Annotated in this window: 17 protein-coding genes; 9 read left to right on the top strand and 8 right to left on the bottom strand. The window is 34.0% G+C overall.

The features are described 5' to 3' along the window. The first annotated feature begins 22 nt into the window (after positions 1-22). The 9 genes from VB798_RS11840 to VB798_RS11800 all read left to right on the top strand — a co-directional run bounded on the left by VB798_RS11840 (position 23) and on the right by VB798_RS11800 (position 11,731). Complete coding sequence (locus VB798_RS11840) at positions 23-1,921, top strand: glycoside hydrolase family 97 protein (RefSeq protein ID WP_323258680.1); 1,899 nt, start codon at positions 23-25, stop codon at positions 1,919-1,921. Positions 1,922-2,104: 183 nt separating this feature from the next. Next, the gene (locus VB798_RS11835; protein ID WP_323258679.1) at positions 2,105-2,965 is read left to right on the top strand and encodes an ROK family protein; all 861 of its coding nucleotides are present in this window, start codon (positions 2,105-2,107) and stop codon (positions 2,963-2,965) included. Positions 2,966-2,974: 9 nt separating this feature from the next. After that, positions 2,975-4,198 (top strand): sugar MFS transporter, encoded by a 1,224-nt coding sequence (locus tag VB798_RS11830; RefSeq protein WP_323258678.1) that lies wholly within the window; start codon positions 2,975-2,977, stop codon positions 4,196-4,198. A 35-nt stretch (positions 4,199-4,233) separates the two neighbouring features. Next, the gene (locus VB798_RS11825; RefSeq protein ID WP_323258677.1) at positions 4,234-5,328 is read left to right on the top strand and encodes a serine hydrolase domain-containing protein; all 1,095 of its coding nucleotides are present in this window, start codon (positions 4,234-4,236) and stop codon (positions 5,326-5,328) included. An 85-nt stretch (positions 5,329-5,413) separates the two neighbouring features. After that, entirely contained in the window at positions 5,414-7,690 is a 2,277-nt protein-coding gene (locus tag VB798_RS11820) for a heparinase II/III domain-containing protein (protein WP_323258676.1), read from the top strand. Between the two features lie 11 nt (positions 7,691-7,701). Next, on the top strand, positions 7,702-8,049 hold the full coding sequence (locus VB798_RS11815) for an MmcQ/YjbR family DNA-binding protein (RefSeq protein WP_323258675.1): 348 nt from the start codon (positions 7,702-7,704) through the stop codon (positions 8,047-8,049). Positions 8,050-8,153: 104 nt separating this feature from the next. Beyond that, complete coding sequence (locus VB798_RS11810) at positions 8,154-8,975, top strand: alpha/beta hydrolase (protein WP_323258674.1); 822 nt, start codon at positions 8,154-8,156, stop codon at positions 8,973-8,975. A gap of 21 nt (positions 8,976-8,996) precedes the next feature. Next, a complete protein-coding gene (locus tag VB798_RS11805) occupies positions 8,997-10,262 on the top strand; it encodes a DUF4861 domain-containing protein (RefSeq protein WP_323258673.1) in 1,266 nt (421 codons plus the stop codon). A 299-nt stretch (positions 10,263-10,561) separates the two neighbouring features. Next, positions 10,562-11,731 carry a transposase gene (locus VB798_RS11800; RefSeq protein WP_323258672.1) on the top strand — a complete coding sequence of 390 codons (1,170 nt, stop codon included), beginning with the start codon at positions 10,562-10,564 and terminating at the stop codon, positions 11,729-11,731. Positions 11,732-11,994: 263 nt separating this feature from the next. Here VB798_RS11800 and VB798_RS11795 read toward each other — a convergent pair whose 3' ends face one another. From VB798_RS11795 to VB798_RS11760, 8 genes are all read right to left on the bottom strand, one after another. Further along, entirely contained in the window at positions 11,995-13,092 is a 1,098-nt protein-coding gene (locus tag VB798_RS11795) for a sensor histidine kinase (RefSeq protein ID WP_323258671.1), read from the bottom strand. A 52-nt stretch (positions 13,093-13,144) separates the two neighbouring features. Then, positions 13,145-14,242, bottom strand: coding sequence for a sensor histidine kinase (locus tag VB798_RS11790; protein WP_323258670.1), 1,098 nt, complete (start codon positions 14,240-14,242; stop codon positions 13,145-13,147). A gap of 53 nt (positions 14,243-14,295) precedes the next feature. Continuing rightward, positions 14,296-15,393: a sensor histidine kinase gene (locus VB798_RS11785; protein WP_323258669.1), complete on the bottom strand. Its 1,098-nt coding sequence runs from the start codon at positions 15,391-15,393 to the stop codon at positions 14,296-14,298. A gap of 42 nt (positions 15,394-15,435) precedes the next feature. After that, complete coding sequence (locus tag VB798_RS11780; protein WP_323258668.1) at positions 15,436-16,536, bottom strand: sensor histidine kinase; 1,101 nt, start codon at positions 16,534-16,536, stop codon at positions 15,436-15,438. Between the two features lies 1 nt (position 16,537). Continuing rightward, positions 16,538-17,257, bottom strand: a complete 720-nt coding sequence (locus VB798_RS11775; RefSeq protein ID WP_323258667.1) for a LytR/AlgR family response regulator transcription factor — start codon at positions 17,255-17,257, stop codon at positions 16,538-16,540. Positions 17,258-17,373: 116 nt separating this feature from the next. After that, entirely contained in the window at positions 17,374-18,645 is a 1,272-nt protein-coding gene (gene serS, locus VB798_RS11770; RefSeq protein WP_323258666.1) for a serine--tRNA ligase, read from the bottom strand. A 5-nt stretch (positions 18,646-18,650) separates the two neighbouring features. Continuing rightward, entirely contained in the window at positions 18,651-19,067 is a 417-nt protein-coding gene (locus tag VB798_RS11765; RefSeq protein WP_323258665.1) for a putative toxin-antitoxin system toxin component, PIN family, read from the bottom strand. Continuing rightward, a complete protein-coding gene (locus VB798_RS11760; protein WP_323258664.1) occupies positions 19,064-19,291 on the bottom strand; it encodes a hypothetical protein in 228 nt (75 codons plus the stop codon). The genes VB798_RS11765 and VB798_RS11760 overlap by 4 nt, the downstream gene beginning before the upstream one ends. Positions 19,292-19,382: the final 91 nt, after the last annotated feature.

Below are 19,382 nucleotides of genomic sequence, written 5' to 3'. Positions count from 1 at the left end.
TACTCTTTATAGAAGATTAATGATGAAAAAGATTTTAGCGATAATTTTTACCTTGGTTTTTGCCCATACCTTGCTCGCACAGAAAGGTATCATAGATAGTACCAGAACAACGATTACTTCACCCGATAGAAATATCCTTTGTACGGTTTATCAAAAGATTGATGAAAAGGGCAAGAAAGCTATTTTTTATACGGTAAGCTACAAAGGCAAAGCTGTAATATTAGAATCTGAGCTAGATATTCAGTTGGATAATCACCTTTCAGAATTGGCAATGGCACTGAAAGTAGACAAAACTGAAAAGTGGTGTGAAGACTTACAATTTGTAGGCATTAAAACCAGCCAGAAAGATACTACTTGGAAGCCCTTATATGGTGAACGTTCTTTGATTAGAGACCATTATCAAGCAGTAAATCTTGCTTTTAAAAAAGCTAGTAATGCCGACTATACTTTAGAAATCCAAGTGCGTGCTTATGATGCGGGCGTAGCTATCCGTTATTATTTCCCTGAGAATCCTAAAGGCTCTTACTACCAAATTACGGCTGAAAATACAGAATTTGCCTTACCCTCGGGAACAACTGCATTTTATACACAATGGGCGCAAGGAAAATATGCTGAATTACCCCTTGAAAATTGGGTGGATGCAGGGGAAAGACCAATGCCTTTACGTTTGAGTAATGGTTTGTGGGCTTGTTTAGCGGAGGCTCAAATGGTAGATTATGCCAGAGCTAAATTTATCATCAGTAAAACTAAAAAGAACACCATTCAAACAGCATTATACGGTGGTGTAGATGGTATTACGTATTTCGGTACGCCTTGGCGAGTAATTATGATAGCTGAAAGCGAAGGAAAATTGATTGAGAATAACGATATTATCCTGAATTTGAATACGCCTAATAAGATAGCCAATACAGATTGGATTAAGCCGGGGAAAATCATCAGAGAGATGACCCTCACTACTGAAGGGGCAAAAGCCGCCATTGATTTTGCCGTAAAAAGAAACTTGCAATACGTGCTTTTCGACTGGAAATGGTATGGCCCCGCCCTTACTTGGGACACTGATGCGACGCAAGTAAAAGCAAAAATGGATATGGCCGAAATAGTAGCTTATGGCAAAGAACGAGGTGTGGGAATTTGGTTGTATGTAAACCTTCAGTCACTGTATAAACAAGCGGATGAGATTTTTCCATTGTATAAAAAATGGGGAATTAAAGGGGTGAAATTTGGCTTTGTACAAGCTGGTAGCCATCGCTGGACTACTTGGGTAGAGGAAGCCATCAAGAAATGCGCTGACAATCAGTTGATGGTGAACGTTCATGATGATTGGCGTCCGACAGGAGAAATGCGTACTTATCCAAACCTAATGACTGCCGAGGGGGTAAGAGGTAACGAAGAAATGCCAGATGCTACACACAACGTAACATTGCCTTTTACAAGATACATTGGCGGTGCCGCAGACTATACCATTTGTTATTTCGATAAACGTATCAAAACTACGCATGCACATCAGTTGGCAATGGCAGCGGTATATTATAGCCCTTTGCAAACCTTGTTTTGGTACGACCAACCTAAAGCGAGTAATGATGAACCAGAACTGGAGTTTTGGAATAAAATTCCAACTACTTGGGATGAAACAAGGGTAATTCAAGGAGAAATATCGAAATATATTACCACAGCCAGAAGAAATGGGAAAGATTGGTTTGTGGGTACATTGACAAGTAACGAAGGACGAACGCTAAAAATAAAGTTAGATTTTTTACCCAAAGGCATTAAATATACCGCCAATATTTATGCTGATGATAGCACTTTAACCAGTACTACAAAAGTTGGTATCCAACGCATTACAGTAGATAGCGCTACTGTATTGGATGCCAAACTTTTACCATCTGGTGGGCAAGCCATTTGGCTTACTCCGCTAAAATAATAAATCGACTAAGTAATTGGTAGTTGTTCTGCTTATTAACGAAGCCAATTTAGGCTGATTAAAGCCTTCGCCAAAACGTCAAAATATTTTAATAATATCAAAAGAAACCCTTTCTAAAAAAATTTCAGTGAAGATGGAAGTTTACACAAAATCTTCACTGATTTTATAAGAATCTTTAAATTTATGTACATCGGAGTTGACATCGGAGGCTCGCACATCACAGCGGCACAAGTAAATATTGAGGATGGGGAAATCATTGCTTCGTCTATTGTAAGAAGTAAGTTGAACCCTCATGCTTCGTCAGAAGAAATCTTAACAGCTTGGGCAAACGCCATTGTCCAAACTAGCAATCAAGTAAAAAACTATTACTTGGGTATAGCCATGCCTGGGCCGTTTGATTATGAAAATGGGATATGCTTGATGAAGAATGTTAATAAGTATGAAAGTTTGTATGGCTTAAATATCAGAAATGAGCTTTCGGAGCGACTAGCAATACCTATTGAGAATATTAGTTTTAGAAATGACTCAGAAGCATTTTTGGAAGGAGAAATGCTGTTTGGAGCAGGTCAGCAGTATGAGAAAGCCATTGGCATAACGATGGGAACAGGTTTAGGAACATCCATCTATCATGAGGGAGACGCCAAAGACATGGCAATGGGGATAAACCATCAATTACTAGAAGGTGTTGCAGAAGACTATATTTCTACCCGTTGGTTTGTGAAACGCTACCATGAATTGACAGGTAAGACCGTTGATGGTGCCAAACAGTTAGTAGAAAGCTTTGAAAATGATGAAGCCTCACAAGAAGTATTCACAGAATTTGCCAAAAATGTATGTCTGTTTATTGATGATTTTACCAAGATTTTTCACCCAGAGTTAATTATAGTAGGCGGAAATATTGCAGGTGCTTCGCCTTTGTTTTTTCCAGAAGTTGAAAAAATGTTATCAGAAAACACTCGTAAAATACAACTTATCAAATCTTCTCTGAACGAACAAGCGGCCCTAATGGGTGCGGTTGGTCTATGGAAAAAACAATTAAAATAAATTTCAATAATGACTCAAAAGATAAAACTAACCGAAAAGCAATACCTAGTTACTTTCATTTTCGTTACCTCACTTTTTATGCTTTGGGGAATAGCCCATTCAATGAGCGATGTATTGAATAAACACTTTCAAAATGTATTGAATGTTTCTAAATCTCAATCGGGACTCATTCAACTTTCGGTTTTTGGCGCTTATGCTGTTATGAGTATTCCTGCGGGAATATTTATGAAAAAATTTGGGTATAAAAATGGTGTATTGTTTGGCTTGTCACATTTTGCTATTGGCACATTTTTGTTTGTTCCTGCGGCCAATGCTACGTCGTTTACGATGTTTCGTTTAGCGTTGTTTATTTTAGGGTGCGGTATGGCTACGCTTGAAACTGTTGCTCACCCTTTTGTAGCATCGTTAGGAAACCAACAAACTAGCGACCAAAGAATTAACTTTTCACAGTCATTCAATGCGGTGGGTACTATTATTGGTCCAGCCATTGGTTCCTACTTTTTATTGAGTGGTAGTGTTGAACATTCCAACGATTTGAGTTCTGTTAAAACACTTTATACAGCTATCGGTTCTGTAATTGCTTGTATCGCTATTGCCTTTGCTTTTGTGAAGGTGCCTGCCTTTACGGATGCTCATGAGATTCTTGAAAACGATGTTAAAAATCCATCATTCAATACCACCCAAAAAACTTTATGGCAGAATCGTCATTTTGTATGGGCAGTAATTGCACAATTTTTTAATGTAGCAGCTCAGGCTGGCACTTGGTCTTACTTTATCAACTATGGTCATGAAGTAATGGGATTTACCGATGCTACCGCTGGTAATTACATGATTATCTTTATGGCAATGATGGCCCTTGGGCGTTTTGTAGGTACTTATTTAATGAAATTTATTCAGCCTAATATCCTGTTGTCTTTCTTTGCTTTGGGCAGTATTATTTCTTGCTTGATTGTCGCTCAGGCTTGGGGCTGGACTTCATACATTGCCCTAATGTTTATCAATTTCTTCTTTAGTATCATGTTTCCAACTATTTTTAGTTTAGGGCTAAAAAGCTTAGGAAAACATACTCAACAAGCCTCGTCATTTATTTCAATGGGTGTTGTTGGGGGAGCTTTCTTTCCATTGTTAATGGGTTTGGTAGCTAACCAAAATGTGGCACACGCTTACTATTTACCGATTATATGCTATGCTATTATCTTTTTGTTTGCCTTCAAAATGTATAAAGTGAAATAGTGTTTGTAGTAGGGATTTCATATTGCTGTAAAAGAATGAAAATGATACAAAATAAGCTTCAGTTTTTGTTGATGATATGTTTAATGTTTTCAGGAAAGACTGAAGTTTTTTCACAGGGTTTTTCTTTAATCGACCATCAAGTACAAACTTGGGTAGATAGCGGATATTATCATGGTGCTAATTTGGTTATTGGTAATCGTCAAAAAGTGCTTCATCGAAAATCATTCGGAAATTATCAACCCGAAACCAGTACTTATATTGCTTCAGCAGGTAAATGGCTGGCTTCTGCTACGATTGCAGTGTTAGTAGACGAAGGTAAATTATCTTGGGACGATAAAGTAATAAAATGGTTGCCAGCATTTACTGATGCCAAAGGACAAGCTACGCTTCGTCAGTTGTTTTCACATACTGCCAATTATCCTGATTACCAACCCAGAGGAAGACACAGAGACGATTACCAAACGTTAGAAGAATCTGTCAGGTATATTTTACCATTATCTATTGAAATGCCCTCAGATTCTTCGGTAAAACGCCAGTTCAAATATGGTGGTTTAGCCATGCAAGTGGCTGGAAGAATGGCAGAAATAGCTAATGGGAAAAGTTGGGAAACGATATTTCAAGAAAAAATCGCTCACCCTTTACAAATGTCTCATACACATTTTACTCCCGTAGATTCAGTAGGAGGAGGGCATAGCCCCATGCTTGGTGGAGGGGCAGTTTCAACAGTAAATGATTATGCCCATTTTTTACAGATGTTTTTAAATAAAGGTGTTTACAAAGGCAAAAGAATTTTATCCGAAAAAGCCATTGCTGAAGTGCAAGCAGACCAAATTGGGGATGCCTTTGTGAAAATGCCAGAATTTCCTCAAAAAGTACGTGCTGCCAAACATAAAAGTATTTATGGCTTGGGGTTATGGAGAGAAGAAATTGATAAGAAAGGTAAAGCTACTTTAATCAGTAGCCCAAGTTGGGCAGGTGCTTACCCTTGGATTGATTATAAAAATGGTGTTTTTGGCTTTCTATTAACACACATAGTGGATGGGAAAATGGGTAAGAATAATTTTAATTCTTTTTATGCAAGTCCAGTTTTGGCTTATTTATTAAGATCAGAACTTCGAAATAACCATTAAATTAACGATTTAGGCTATGCCGATTTCGATTGGTTTAGGGTTGAAAAATTAAGTATTATAACAATTTATTACCAGTATAAAACCAATGAAAGTAAAACAGATACTCTTCCTCGTTACTATTTGTTGTTATTTTTCAATAACAAGCTTTGCTCAAAAGCATCAAAACCTGTACTTCACCAAAGATAGGGTTGATTTACTAAAACAGAGGATTACTACGGAAGAAGAATTCAAGAATAATTGGAACGATATACTTTCGGAGGCAAATATACTTTTGACAAAAAAAGATTACGGTAAAATTGATTATCTATCGTTAGCCTATTTGGTTACAGGTGAAAAAAAGTATGCAGATAAAACCAAAACCCTTTTGCTGGATTTGTGTACACGCACTACTTGGTCGAATCCAGAAATGCTAAAACGCCAACCTGCTTGGTCTTCAGATTTAAAGACGGCTGAAAACTGTTGGAATGTAGCGATGGGATTAGAAGGTGTTTATAATGAATTAAGCAAAGAAGAGCGAAAGACAATCGTTGATGGTGTGATGCGAATGGGAATCCGTCCAGCCGTCAACGAATGGCTTTTGCCCGAAAACCGTATTCATAGTTTAAACTCTATGGGGCATAACTGGTGGACAGCCTGTGTGTATATGGCTGGAGTGGCTTCGTTGGCTATTAAAGACGATGCCCCAGAAGTAAATGCTTGGATTGAAGAAATGAATCAAGCATCAAAAGAATGGTTTGGTTTTGCTGGAGACCAATTGCAAGCAAAACCAAAAACTTGGGACGCCAAAGGAGGAATGTACGAAAGTGTAAATTATGCTGCTTTCGGAGTATCTGAATACTTGTTCTTTCGTTTAGCTCATCAGAATGTACTTCCCAAAGTAAAACAACCCGAAATTTCACTATTGAAAAACATTCCTAATTTCTTTATGCACGTGGCTTATCCACGTGATGGAATGCTTTACTCATTGAATTTTGGAGATAGTCATAAAAATATAGCAGGCGAACGCCCTGTGAAATTACTTTGGGCATTAGGCTATCAAAATCCAAATGCTTTGTGGTATTTGAACCAAATAGAGAATTTTCAACATCGTGAGGGCTTGTTCAAAAATGCACCTTTGGGCATTCTGTATCATCCAGACATGAGTAAAGCTCCTGTTTTACCGAACTTACCTACGTCCGAAATTTTTGAAGATATGGACTGGACGACCATGCGGACTTCTTGGGAGAAAAATGCTACCATGCTAGGCATAAAGTCAGGGCATACTTGGAATCACTCACATGCAGATGCTAATTCATTTATATTGTTTCATAAAGGCGAAGCTGTGATTAAAGATGCTGGCAATAGCAGTTATGGCACAAAAGAATATCCAGAGTATTTTTTCCAAAGCCCTGCTCATAATGTACTTACTTTCAATGGAAAATATCAACCAAAAGAACAACAATACGGAGGTTCTCCATTGCGTGGTGAAATGAGCGAATTGCTTGATGCTGGCGATATTAAATATGTGATGGCGAATGGTACAGGGCCAACATCAAGTATTTATGCTAGGAATTTCCGTCATTTTTTATGGCTAGGCAAAGTAATTCTAGTGATTGATGATGTGAAAGCTTATGAAGCTGGTAAATTTGAATGGCTTTTGCATCCAGAAGGAGAATCAAAAAAAGAACGTGGCGACATCAGTATTGTGAATAAAAAAGCGGCTGTGTTAGTACGTCCACTTTTCCCTGAAACCTTAGTAGAAACAGGATTTAATCATGATTTTCCAGAGAAAATGGTATTGTCTGAAATACTTGCACCAAAAGAAGACAACGTAAAAGAACAAGAGAAATATTATAGTATTGCTTCGCCAGAACCAATGCGACAAACAAAATTTATTACTGCTATCATTTTAAAAGATTCGATAAACGATAAGAATATTCCAGAAATAGAGCGTTTGAAAGGAGATGAAATGATTGGCGTACGCATCAAACAAAATGGAAAAGTAACCGATGTATATTTGAATCTACAAGCAGATGGACGATTGATGCACTTAAATAGTATCAAAAACTTTAATGGATTTACAACAGACGCTTACTTGACAAGTATTACTTATCCAGAAAATAAACCCAATGAAATAAGTGATTACTTTATTGGTTACGGAAGCTTCTTGCGTAAAGAGAACAAAACGTTGTACAGCTCACTTTCTAAATTATTTTTTATAGCAAAGAAGCAAGATAAAACGTTTAATATAAACGTTAGTGGTCAGCCAATTATTACTGCCACTTTTAGTCTTGATAAAAAGCCAGAAACTGTAATTGTCAATAAGCAAGTAAGTACGATTGACTATACAAACAGTCAGTTGAAAATTAGGTTAGAAAAATAAAAGCTAAACCCATGAACATAGAGAAAATTAGAGAAATCTGTTTGTCTTTTCAACATACCTCAGAAGGCATAAAATATGGTGACCAACTTTGTTTCATGGTCATGGGTAAGGTTTTTTGTTCATCTAATACTAAGAATTTAGATAAGGTGAATTTCAAAGTAGCAGATGAATTATTTGAAGAGTTTTGTGATAGAGAAGGTGTCATTCCTGCACCTTATGGTGGAGCAAAATTCAAATGGGCACAAGTAACGAGTTACGATGTATTGACGGATAAAGAATGGAACGATTTAATCAAAGAGTCTTACGAATTAGTAAAAGCAAAATTGCCCAAAAAGGCTTTTTTGAAAACAGATGAATAATGTCTGCTATCGAAAATTAGCTATTATTTTGATTAAAATACTGCAAAATCAAGATGTTTTTTTCACTTTTGTTAATCGAAAATTTATTTAAACAATTTAACAAAATGAGAATCCTACGAAATACATTATTGACTTTTTTCCTCTTTTTTAACCTAGTTTGTTCTGCTGCTGTTGTGGACACTGTTGTTACTTACAGTGCTGTCATGAAAAGAAATATTAAAGCAACTGTGATTGTTCCTGATAATTATAAAAGCCAAAAAGCTTTGCCAGTTGTCTATCTTTTGCATGGCTATAGCGATAACTATTCAGGCTGGCTAACCAAAGCAAAAGGTTTTGAAAAAGCAGTTGACCAGTACAATATGATAATCGTTTGTCCAGACGGTGGGTTTTCAAGCTGGTATTGGGATAGTCCAATTGACCCAAGTTATCAATATGAAACCTACGTATCGACTGAATTGGTAAAATGGGTTGATGATAATTACAAAACCATCAAAGACCGTAAAGCCAGAGGAATTACAGGTTTAAGTATGGGCGGACATGGTGCTTTGTATCTTGCTTTGAAACATCAAGATGTTTTTGGAACGGCTGGAAGTATGAGCGGAGGCGTAGATATTCGTCCTTTTCCGAATAATTGGGATATGACCAAACGCCTTGGGAAATATGCTGAACAGCCAGAACGTTGGGAAAAGAATACCGTAATTAACTTACTTCATTTACTTACGCCTAATTCACTGGCTTTAATTATTGATTGTGGTACGGAAGATTTTTTCTATAAAGTAAATGAAAACCTTCATGAACAATTATTATACAGGAATATTCCTCACGATTATCTTACCAGACCGGGTGGTCATAACTGGCCATATTGGTATAATGCTATTCAATATCAATTGTTATTCATGAATAACTACTTCGCAAAAGCGAAATAATTCTAATATAAATATTTTAATATGGAACATTTGTCATCACGCAAACTAAAAACAGTTCTAAGCTTTGGACTTTTAAGTTTATCAACAATGTGTTATGCACAAAAAAGCAGTGTTGTGACTTTCAAGAATGAATTGTCAAGAGAGAAAAAAGATGAATTGATTATCTTGAAAAGAGCTTTCTTAGAAAAAAAGCTTGGTAAAATTTCAACATCAAAATATGTAGTTTTTACTTCTGAAACGAAGCAACCAATTCTTGCTCAGTACGATGATATGAATGCTGATGGCAAATGGGATGAAATTGTATTATTACAATCTTTTTCTGCGAAACAAACTAAAGTTTTCAAGATTTCAGTAGCTGATAGACCTGCTACCATTAAAGCGGTTGTGAGAGCAAATGTGCGTCATCGTAGAAAAAATGCTGATGATACTTTCGGCGATATTTTAGAGAAAGATGTTGTAAAAGGAACACAACCAGCTACCGATTTTTCAAAACAACCTTTACCTCCATTTTTAACTGAAGGACCAGCTTGGGAGAATGATAAAGTTGGTTTTAGAGTTTACTTTGATACTCGTAATGCCAAAGATATTTGGGGGAAAACCACTACTCAAATGGTTTTGGATGAAGTAGGAGTAAACCCTGCTATCAATTATCATAACCAAGCAGATTGGGGAATGGATGTATTGAAAGTAGGGAAATCGTTAGGAGCTGGAGCTTTGGCTTTGACCTTCAAAAATGCTTCTGGGAAAGATACTTTGGTAAGATTAGGAGATAATAATTTTGAAGAAGTACAGTATGAAAAAGTAACGAATGGACCAATTAGGGCTGTTTTTAGACTAAAATACAAAAACTGGAAAATTGCTAAAAACTTAGAACCAGTACAAATTGAGGATGAAATAAGTATTTGGGGAGGACAGTACTTTTATGAAAGTAAAGTGTCGTTGAAAAATGCACCGAAAGGTGCAATTTTAACGACTGGAATCGTGAATTTGCATAGCAAAAATTCTTATGAACTTACTTCAAACAAAACGCTTGGGCTTTATACGTATGACCAACAAAGTGAGAATCATGATAATTTAGGCATGGCGATTTTAGTACCTAAAAATAATTTAGTTTCATTTGGACAAACTCCCAATCAAGGCGCTGGCATCTTAAATACTTATACTGTCAACTTGAAATTGGTGAACGGAAAGACTTCCTTTAGGTTTTATGCAGGATGGGAAAAAAGCGAAGATTTTTTTAAAACGAAAGAAGGTTTTGAGACATTTCTGAAGCAAGAAATGGAGTAAATGATAGTATTTGAATTGTTTCACACATAAACATGAGTCATCCCGAATTTTGTGGATGACTTGCCAAAGAAAAACCTCCTTGTTTATTTTGTGAATTACGACAAACACAAAAAAACAGGAGGTTTTATCATGCACAAGGCACTTCTACAAAAAAACGATAGTTTTACAAAAAAACAAATGCTTCGTATTTTCTTCTTAAAAAAATAGATGTTTACCTTTCTGATTTAGCGTTTACTTTAGACAATCTTCTTGATAAACGTCTTGTTGAGACTTTCTACAATTTATTTGTTGCTATTCTTTTGAACAGGAATGGCTCTATTGGGTTGCTTCTGAGTGAGTTAGGAGGATTTATTTGTGGATTCAACCATGCACCAGCTGGAACAAAACGTATCAGTAACCTGCTACGTTCAAAGAAATGGACAGCTACTGTAATTGATGATTTTCTATTTGCTCGCAGTAAAAAACGCATTGAACAACTAATCCAAATGGGAAAACGTCCCTTGTTAGTATGGGACGATAGTAAAATTGAAAAGCCTGAGAGCTGGTTTACCGAGGGTCTATGTAGTGTAGAAAGTAGTAAAGCAAAACGTCTGACAAAAGTCAAGAAAGGATTTTATCGTCCACCCGTAAGTCGTATCTGTGTACCAGGTTATCGCTGGACTGCTACATTGCTTTCTGCTTTGGGTGAAGTTCCAAGTGTTTGTCAAATGACTTGGTGGACTACCAGAGGAAAACATAAAGAACACGGTGCTAATATTATCTTTAGGATGCTGGAAAAATTGCATCAATCTATTGGTAAAGGTGTTTTACATGTACTTGATAGAGGTTATGTAAATGCTTGGACAATTGAGTGGTTTACGCATTTTCAGCAGGATTTCTTAGTTCGTTGGAAGAAAAATCATTTACTCGTTCATACTAATAAAGGCAAAAAGAAGACACATTTACTAGCTCGTTCCTTTAAAGCTAAACAACGTAAGATTGTATTTGATAATCAACGTAAAATAGCCAAGAGTATTTCTATCGCATGGGCAGAGGTACAACACCCTGATTTTGAAGGGATTCCTTTGTCTTTAGTGATTGTTAGAGATAGGAAAAATCATCAATCTCCTTTGTATCTACTTACTTCAATTCAGGTTAAAAATGTCGAACAGGCTTGGGAAATGTGTCATTCTTATATGCATAGATGGTCTATAGAACAGACTTTTAGATTTTGTAAAACAGAATTAGCCATTGAGTCACCAAGATTATGGTTTTTCGAGAATACTTGTAAGTTACTTGGAATCGTAGCACTTATCTATGACTTTTTGATGAACCTAATGAACAATTGGGGAAATTGGATACAATTAGTATTAAAACAGTGGTGTCATAGAACAGGAAATCGGTACCGAAAGGCTTCGATACCGATTTACAGAGTAAGAATAGCCATTCACAATATCCTATGGATAAGCTTTGCCCAAAATTCGGGATGACTCATGTTTAATAGGTGTACAAGCCAAGCTCAATTAAAAATGATGAATGGCTAATTAATATCTTGTTACATAATAAAAAGATTATGTATGTCTTGAATATTTTATAGCGTGTAAAGGTTCTTTAATTGTTTAAATGAAAGGTGTTGAGAGAGTTAAGATGTATGAGTAGAAACTAATCCTCAACAAATTTGTAAACAAATGGAATGTAGAGAGTACTTAATCGACAAACCATGTTTATTTTTCGACGAAATAGTTTTAGAATTCTACATTAATCCCAAACTTAAAATAATAACATATGTATCCTTTTTATCATGAGTTTCAAGAGAATGATTGTTTGGATATAAAGTGGATAATCGTTTCTTTACATTGGCTAGACCAATACCACCAAATGTTTTTCTTTGATTATTGGTAGTTAAGTTTGATTTACTGTTTTCTACTTCAAAGTATAGCTTATCATCTTCAACTTTAAGAAGTATTTTGATAAAGCTGTTTGAGTACAAATCTCCAATGCAGTGTTTGAAAGCATTCTCCACAAAAGTGATAAGAATCATTGGAGGAATATTTCCATGAATATTACCTTCTATTTCAAACTTTACTTGTAGTCTTTTAGTATTCCTCATTTTTTCTAACTCAATAAAATTAGATAAGAAATTAACTTCCTTTTCTAAGCTGATAGTTGGTTGATTAGACTCATAGAGTACATAATCTAGCAAACTAGATAGAGATAAAATAGCATCACTATTCCGTTTATCATCCGTAACAGAAAGACTATAAATATTATTGAGTGTATTTGTCAAAAAGTGAGGGTTAATTTGAGATCTTAAATAATCAATTTCAACTTGCTTTTTTTCAGAAATGCTTTTGATGAGAGAAAAGATGAGATTAATAAAAAAGGCAGGTAAAGTGGTTAAAAATGTTTTAAGAATTAAAGAAATAATGACGTTAAATTCAAATACACCCCAAAAGCTGTTATAAAATTTACTCGAATAGTAAGGGTATTCAGATCCTTTAGGTAAAAAATCGTAATGAAAGATTAATTGAATCCTAATGTTAAAAACAATTGCCAAACTAATTACAAAGATTGCTCCATATAGAATTGTAGCTAGGTATCTACTCCTGTCACCATTATCCCATAATGGTGAAATTAGATAAACAAAAATGTAGAAAAAGATGGCGTCGGTAAGTGTGTAATAAGAAATGACAACGAAATTGTATTTTGTACTAGTTACAGGAAGTGTCATAGTTTGCCAGAAACCAATAAACATTATTAACCAAAAAATACAATGCAATAAAATTCGCCTCTTAGCTGATATCCCTTCAATTGGATATATTTTTAAAAATAATTCTGCAACTTTTTCCATGTTACTTGATAGGTTTAATCTTATTTATTCATTATCAGGTCTTGCATAGCCTTTAGGTTAATGTTAATTGCAGTTTAGCGATGAATAGATGCTTTTGATTTTCTATTTGAAGAGAATGAGTATTAGGGAAAAAGTTTATCAATCGTTTTTTTACGTTTGCTAAGCCAATACCACCAAATGTTTTTCTTTGATTATTAGTAGTTAAGTCCGATTTACTGTTTTCTACCTCAAAGTATAACTTATCATTTTCAACTTTAAGAAGTATTTTGATAAAGCTATTTGTGTACAAGTCTCCAACACAGTGTTTGAAGGAATTCTCCACAAAAGTGATAAGAATCATTGGAGGAATGTTTCCATGAATATTCCCTTCTATTTCAAAGTTTACTTGTAGTCTTTTCGTATTCCTCATTTTTTCTAATTCAATAAAGTTGGATAAGAAACTCACTTCTCTTTCTAAACTAATAGTTGGTTGATTAGACTCGTAGAGTACATAATCTAATAAACTAGATAGAGATAAAATGGCATCACTATTCCGTTTGTCATCTGTAACAGAAAGACTGTAGATATTATTGAGCGTATTGGTTAAAAAGTGAGGATTGATTTGAGCCCTTAAATAGTCAATTTCAATTTGTTTTTTTTTAGATATATTTTTAGCTAATGAACGAGTGAGTTTAATAGAAAATGCAGGCAAGGCGGTAAGAAATATTTCAAGAATAGCTCTATAAATGGAGCCAGACTTGAAAAGGAATGTATAGTCATTGTAAAATAAAATCATATAACTAAAGTCTACTTTACTATCTTTATGTATATCATTATCAAAAATATATTGAATTCTAATATAAAAAATTATAAATAAACTTATAATTAATGTAGATATGTGTAAAATTGTAGATATGTATCTATGTTTACGATGTTGTGTCCATGCAGGAATAGTTCTATAAGTTATTACATAAAAAAAGATTATATCAAGAATTACTAAATAAGAAGTTGTAATGAATTTGTAGCTTGTAGTAGCTAAGGGAGTCATTAAAGCTTGCCACAAAAATATAAACATCACTAACCAAAAAACACAATGCAATAAACCCCTTTTCTTAGCAGACACCCCCTCAAGAGGATATATTTTTAAAAATAATTCAGCAATTTTTTTCATGATAATTGATAGGGTTTAATCTTATTTATCTATTATTGAGACTTGTATAGCCCTTATATTAATCCTAATTGTAATTTAATTATGAATTGATTCTCTTGATTTTCTATTTGAAGAGAATGTGTATTAGGAAAAAGGTTTGTCAATCTTTTTTTTACATTGGCTAAACCAATACCACCAAATGTTTTTCTTTGATTATTGGTAGTTAAGTTTGATTTGCTGTTTTCTACTTCAAAGTATAGCTTATCATCATCAACTTTAAGAAGTATTTTGATAAAGCAGTTTGAGTACAAATCTCCAATGCAGTGTTTAAAAGCATTCTCCACAAAAGTGATAAGAATCATTGGAGGAATGTTCCCATGAATATTACCTTCTATTTCAAAGCTAACTTGCAGCCTTTTAGTATTCCTCATTTTTTCTAATTCAATAAAATTAGATAGGAAATTAACTTCCTTTTCTAAGCTGATAGTTGGTTGATTAGACTCATAGAGTACATAATCTAACAAACTAGATAAAGATAGAATGGCATCACTATTCCGTTTATCATCCGTAACAGAAAGACTGTAAATATTATTGAGTGTATTTGTTAAAAAGTGAGGGTTAATTTGAGATCTTAAATAATCAATTTCAACTTGCTTTTTTTCAGAAATATTTTTAGCTAATGAACGAGATATTTTTATGAAGAAGGCAGGTAAAGCGCTAAGAAATGCCTCAAGAATACCGGAGAAAATGTATCCAGATTTAAAAAGATAAGTACAATCGTTGTAAAACCTTTTCAAATATCTAAAGTCTAGTTTAGTATCTTTTAACAAATTATTATCAAAAATAAATTGAACTCTAATATAAAAAAGTATAGACAAACTTAAGATTAATGCAGAAATATATAAAGTAGTAGTAATATATTTATACTTATTATAATTTGACCATAGTGGAACGATAATATAAGTTATTGTGTAGAAATAGATTATATCAAGAATTAATAAATAAGAAGCCGTAATAAAATTGTAACCAACACCTGCTAAGGGATTTCCAAAGGTATGCCACAAGCCAACAAACATTACCCCCCAAAATATACAATGCAATAAAATTCTTCTCTTAACAGATACTCGTTCAAGAGGATATATTTTTAAAAATAATTCGGCAATCTTTTCCATATTAATTAAAAGGGCTACTCATTGTAGTTTAATTATAGTCTTTTACAAGAGTTTTAATTGTAGTTTAACTATGTATAAATCTTCTTGATTTTCTATTTGCATAGAATGAGTGCTAGGAAAAAGGTTTGCCAAACGTTTTTTCACATTGGTTAAGCCAATACCACCAAATGTTTTTCTTTGATTATTAGTAGTTAAGTCCGATTTACTGTTTTCTACCTCAAAGTATAACTTATCATTTTCAACTTTAAGAAGTATTTTGATAAAGCTATTTGAGTACAAGTCTCCAACACAGTGTTTGAAGGCATTCTCTACAAAAGTGATAAGTATCATTGGAGGAATGTTTCCATGAATATCCCCTTCTATTTCAAAGTTTACTTGCAGTCTTTTCGTATTCCTCATTTTTTCTAACTCAATAAAATTAGAGAGGAAACTTATTTCTTTTTCTAGGCTGATAGTTGGTTGATTAGACTCATAGAGTACATAATCTAACAAACTAGATAAAGATAGAATGGCATCACTATTCCGTTTATCATCCGTAACAGAAAGACTGTAAATATTATTAAGGGTATTTGTTAAAAAATGTGGGTTAATTTGAGATCTTAAATAATCAATTTCAACTTGCTTTTTTTCAGAAATACTTTTGATTAGAGAATGAGTGAGTTTGATAGAGAAGGCAGGTACGGTGTTAAGCAAGATTCCAAGTACGGCTGCAAAAAGAAACCTAGGATATTTAAAAAGATATAGATAATCTTTGAATTTTTTTTCCAAATGTATAAGGTTTGTTTTAGTCTCTTTTAGCAAATTATTATCAAAAATAAATTGAGCTCTAATACGAAAAATAATTACAATGCTAGCAATTAGTATAATTATACTTATGATTGTAGCTAAATATTTATGCTGATAGTTATTCTCCCAAAGTGGAATTATTTTATACATCATCAAGTAGAAATAAATCATATATTGTACTATTAAATACAAGACAGTTATGAAATTGTACTTTAGCTCTGAAGTAGGTATGGTCGATATTTTCCAGGTGACTACAAACATCATTAACCAAAAAACACAATGCAATAAAACTCTTCTTTTAACAGATATTCCTTCAATAGGATATATTTTTAAAAATAACTCAGCAATTTTTTCCATGTTAATTAATAGGTTTTATCTTACTCATTAGGGTTTCTTTATAGTTTTGTCCCATAGGTATCATTACGTTGTTTTTGAGTTCTATCAAACTGTTACTTCCATCAATGGCAGATATTTTGTCGGTAGCGATGATATAAGATTTGTGTACCCTCATAAAACTTTGAGGAGGAAGAATCTCTACCATCTTTTTCATGGTAATATGTGTGATAATTGGTCGTTCGTTATCAGTAATGATTTTGATATAATCTCTTAACCCTTCTACATAAATAATTTCATTGAAATTTACCTTTATCATTTTACTGCCTTCTTTTACATACACCATAGTTTCTGAAGAAGTATGGCTTTCTTCATTGTTTGTAGCACTGTATAAACGTTCAACTTTTTCGATAGATTTTTTAAATCTATCGAATGAGATTGGCTTTTTCAGATAATCAATTACATCCAAATCATAGCTTTCTAGGGCATAATCAGCATGGGCTGTCATAATGATTACGTGTGGACTTGGTGAGAGCATCCTGATAAAATCTAGCCCAGATAAATGAGGCATTGAAATATCAGTAATGATTAAATCAACAGTTTGATGGGTTAAAAAATTGGAGGCTTCAAGGGCGTTATCAAACACTTGAAGGAGTTCTATCGACGAAATGCGTGATAAATAATTTCTAATGAGGTTTTGGGCAGGTTCTTCATCTTCAAGAACAATGCAACGGAGGGTTTTCATACGTTTAGGTTCAAGTAGATTAATTAAGGTAAGTAAGGGCTTATATTACCTTTTTATAGTCATGATTATTTTTTGTAAATCATGACTATAAAAAGGTAATGCGAAAAATATTTATGTTAAGCAATCTCTTCAAAACCACAATAAGGAACAAGTACTTTTGGAATTTTGATACCTGTTTCAGTTTGATTGTTTTCAAGAATCGCTGCTAAAATACGTGGTAAAGCTAAAGCTGAGCCATTGAGTGTATGCAATAACTGAGATTTACCTTCGGTTTTCATTCTTAATTTCAAACGGTTGGCTTGATAAGTCTCAAAATTTGAAACAGAACTTACTTCCAACCAACGACCTTGGGCGGCAGACCAAACTTCCATATCGTAAGTAAGGGCAGACGTAAAGCTCATATCTCCGCCACATAAACGTAATACTCGGTAAGGCAATTCTAATTTTTGAAGAATACTTTGTACATGTAAAGACATTTCCTCTAAAGCTGCGTAAGAGTTTTCTGGCTTTTCGATACGGACAATCTCAATTTTATCGAATTGATGTAAACGATTTAAACCACGAACGTGAGCTCCCCAAGAACCTGCTTCACGACGGAAACAAGGCGTATAACCAGCATTTTTAATTGGCAAATCGGTTTCTTGTAAAATCACATCACGGTACATATTCGTGATAGGTACTTCTGCGGTAGGAATCAAGAACAAATCATCTTCGGTAGCATGATACATTTGTCCATCTTTATCAGGTAATTGCCCAGTTCCAAAGCCTGATTCTTTATTGATTAAAATAGGTGGTTGGATTTCTGTATAACCCGCATTGATAGCTTCATCTAAGAAAAAATTAATCAAAGCACGTTGAATTCTTGCACCTTTTCCTTTGTAAACAGGGAAACCTGCACCCGTAATTTTGTTACCTAATTCAAAATCTATGATGTCGTATTTTTTAATTAAATCCCAGTGAGGTTGTGCATTTTCTGGTAAAGTAGGAATTGTTCCATTTTCTAAAACTACTTCATTTTCTTCTGGTGTTTTACCAGCAGGAACACTACTATGAGGCAAGTTTGGTAATGTAACCAATACTTCATATAATTCAGCTTCGGTACTTTTCAAAACTTCTTCTAATTCCTTAGAACGAACTTTCAAAGCACTGGTTTCGGCTTTAGCCGTTTCAGCTTCTTCTTTTTTACCAGCTTTCATCAAGCCCCCAATTTCTTTGGCTAAGGCGTTCGATTTGGCTAAAGTTGTATCTAACTCAACTTGTGTTTCACGACGTTTCTCGTCTAAAACTAATACTTTCTCAACAATTTCTTCGGCGTCTTTGAAGTATTTGCGTTTTAAGCCTTCAATTGTAGTGGCTTTGTTTTCTTTAATTTGTTGTATTTGTAACATAAATTTTAGTCGAGTACTTTCAGTATCTTTTTAAATTCTTCTAAATTAATGAGATTAATTTTGGGAAAATTTGTTTCACGTAAAATGTTAAAATGCCTATCATTGGTTACTAAATAGTTTGAATTAGAAGCAATAGCACAATCTACAAACTTATTATCATCAGGGTCTATATCTAAGAGTAAGTTCCATTCATAATATCTTGTAATAAACTCAATGTTAGGTAAATATGTGAGAATTTGCATAAATGATTCGGCAACTTCTTTTCCCAATCTGAGACCAATTATTTCTTCATATTCTTCCAGAATATCAGTTGTTACACATAAAGTATAATTACCATTTAATAAACCTTCAAAGACCCAATGCGTTTTTGATTTACGTGAAATCGAAACCCATAAAATATTAGTATCAATTACTAATTTCATTTTTTGGAGGATTTTCGTAAATGTTCATTGGATAATCGTTCAGCATCTTCTTCAGTCCAATTATTTTGGTCCCAAGTTTTGTCTGCTAAATCCATTGCTTTATTAGAAAAATATTGGGCTAACATTTGTTTAATAGACTGTAAATCTTGTTCGGAGACTTTACGAGAATATAATTTAAGAAGCTCCAATTGTAAATTAGTCAATGGTTGTTTTACTGCTTGCATATCCTTATATTTTACATTTCCACAAAGATAAAAAAAATAGCCGTGCTGGAAACAGGTTTCACAACACGGCTATTCAGCGATGTCGTTATTA

Source organism: Arcicella lustrica (assembly GCF_034930985.1).
GTDB lineage: Bacteria > Bacteroidota > Bacteroidia > Cytophagales > Spirosomataceae > Arcicella > Arcicella lustrica.
The sequence above is the reverse complement of the archived record's forward strand: the minus strand, read 5'-3'. Positions and strand labels throughout refer to the sequence as shown.

Coding starts and splice junctions, on each gene's coding strand:
- VB798_RS11840 (WP_323258680.1), top strand. CDS start 23: ATGAAAAAGATTTTAGCGATAATTTTTACCTTGGTTTTTGCCCATACC.
- VB798_RS11835 (WP_323258679.1), top strand. CDS start 2,105: ATGTACATCGGAGTTGACATCGGAGGCTCGCACATCACAGCGGCACAA.
- VB798_RS11830 (WP_323258678.1), top strand. CDS start 2,975: ATGACTCAAAAGATAAAACTAACCGAAAAGCAATACCTAGTTACTTTC.
- VB798_RS11825 (WP_323258677.1), top strand. CDS start 4,234: ATGAAAATGATACAAAATAAGCTTCAGTTTTTGTTGATGATATGTTTA.
- VB798_RS11820 (WP_323258676.1), top strand. CDS start 5,414: ATGAAAGTAAAACAGATACTCTTCCTCGTTACTATTTGTTGTTATTTT.
- VB798_RS11815 (WP_323258675.1), top strand. CDS start 7,702: ATGAACATAGAGAAAATTAGAGAAATCTGTTTGTCTTTTCAACATACC.
- VB798_RS11810 (WP_323258674.1), top strand. CDS start 8,154: ATGAGAATCCTACGAAATACATTATTGACTTTTTTCCTCTTTTTTAAC.
- VB798_RS11805 (WP_323258673.1), top strand. CDS start 8,997: ATGGAACATTTGTCATCACGCAAACTAAAAACAGTTCTAAGCTTTGGA.
- VB798_RS11795 (WP_323258671.1), bottom strand. CDS start 13,092: ATGGAAAAAGTTGCAGAATTATTTTTAAAAATATATCCAATTGAAGGG.
- VB798_RS11790 (WP_323258670.1), bottom strand. CDS start 14,242: ATGAAAAAAATTGCTGAATTATTTTTAAAAATATATCCTCTTGAGGGG.
- VB798_RS11785 (WP_323258669.1), bottom strand. CDS start 15,393: ATGGAAAAGATTGCCGAATTATTTTTAAAAATATATCCTCTTGAACGA.
- VB798_RS11780 (WP_323258668.1), bottom strand. CDS start 16,536: ATGGAAAAAATTGCTGAGTTATTTTTAAAAATATATCCTATTGAAGGA.
- VB798_RS11775 (WP_323258667.1), bottom strand. CDS start 17,257: ATGAAAACCCTCCGTTGCATTGTTCTTGAAGATGAAGAACCTGCCCAA.
- serS (WP_323258666.1), bottom strand. CDS start 18,645: ATGTTACAAATACAACAAATTAAAGAAAACAAAGCCACTACAATTGAA.
- VB798_RS11765 (WP_323258665.1), bottom strand. CDS start 19,067: ATGAAATTAGTAATTGATACTAATATTTTATGGGTTTCGATTTCACGT.
- VB798_RS11760 (WP_323258664.1), bottom strand. CDS start 19,291: ATGCAAGCAGTAAAACAACCATTGACTAATTTACAATTGGAGCTTCTT.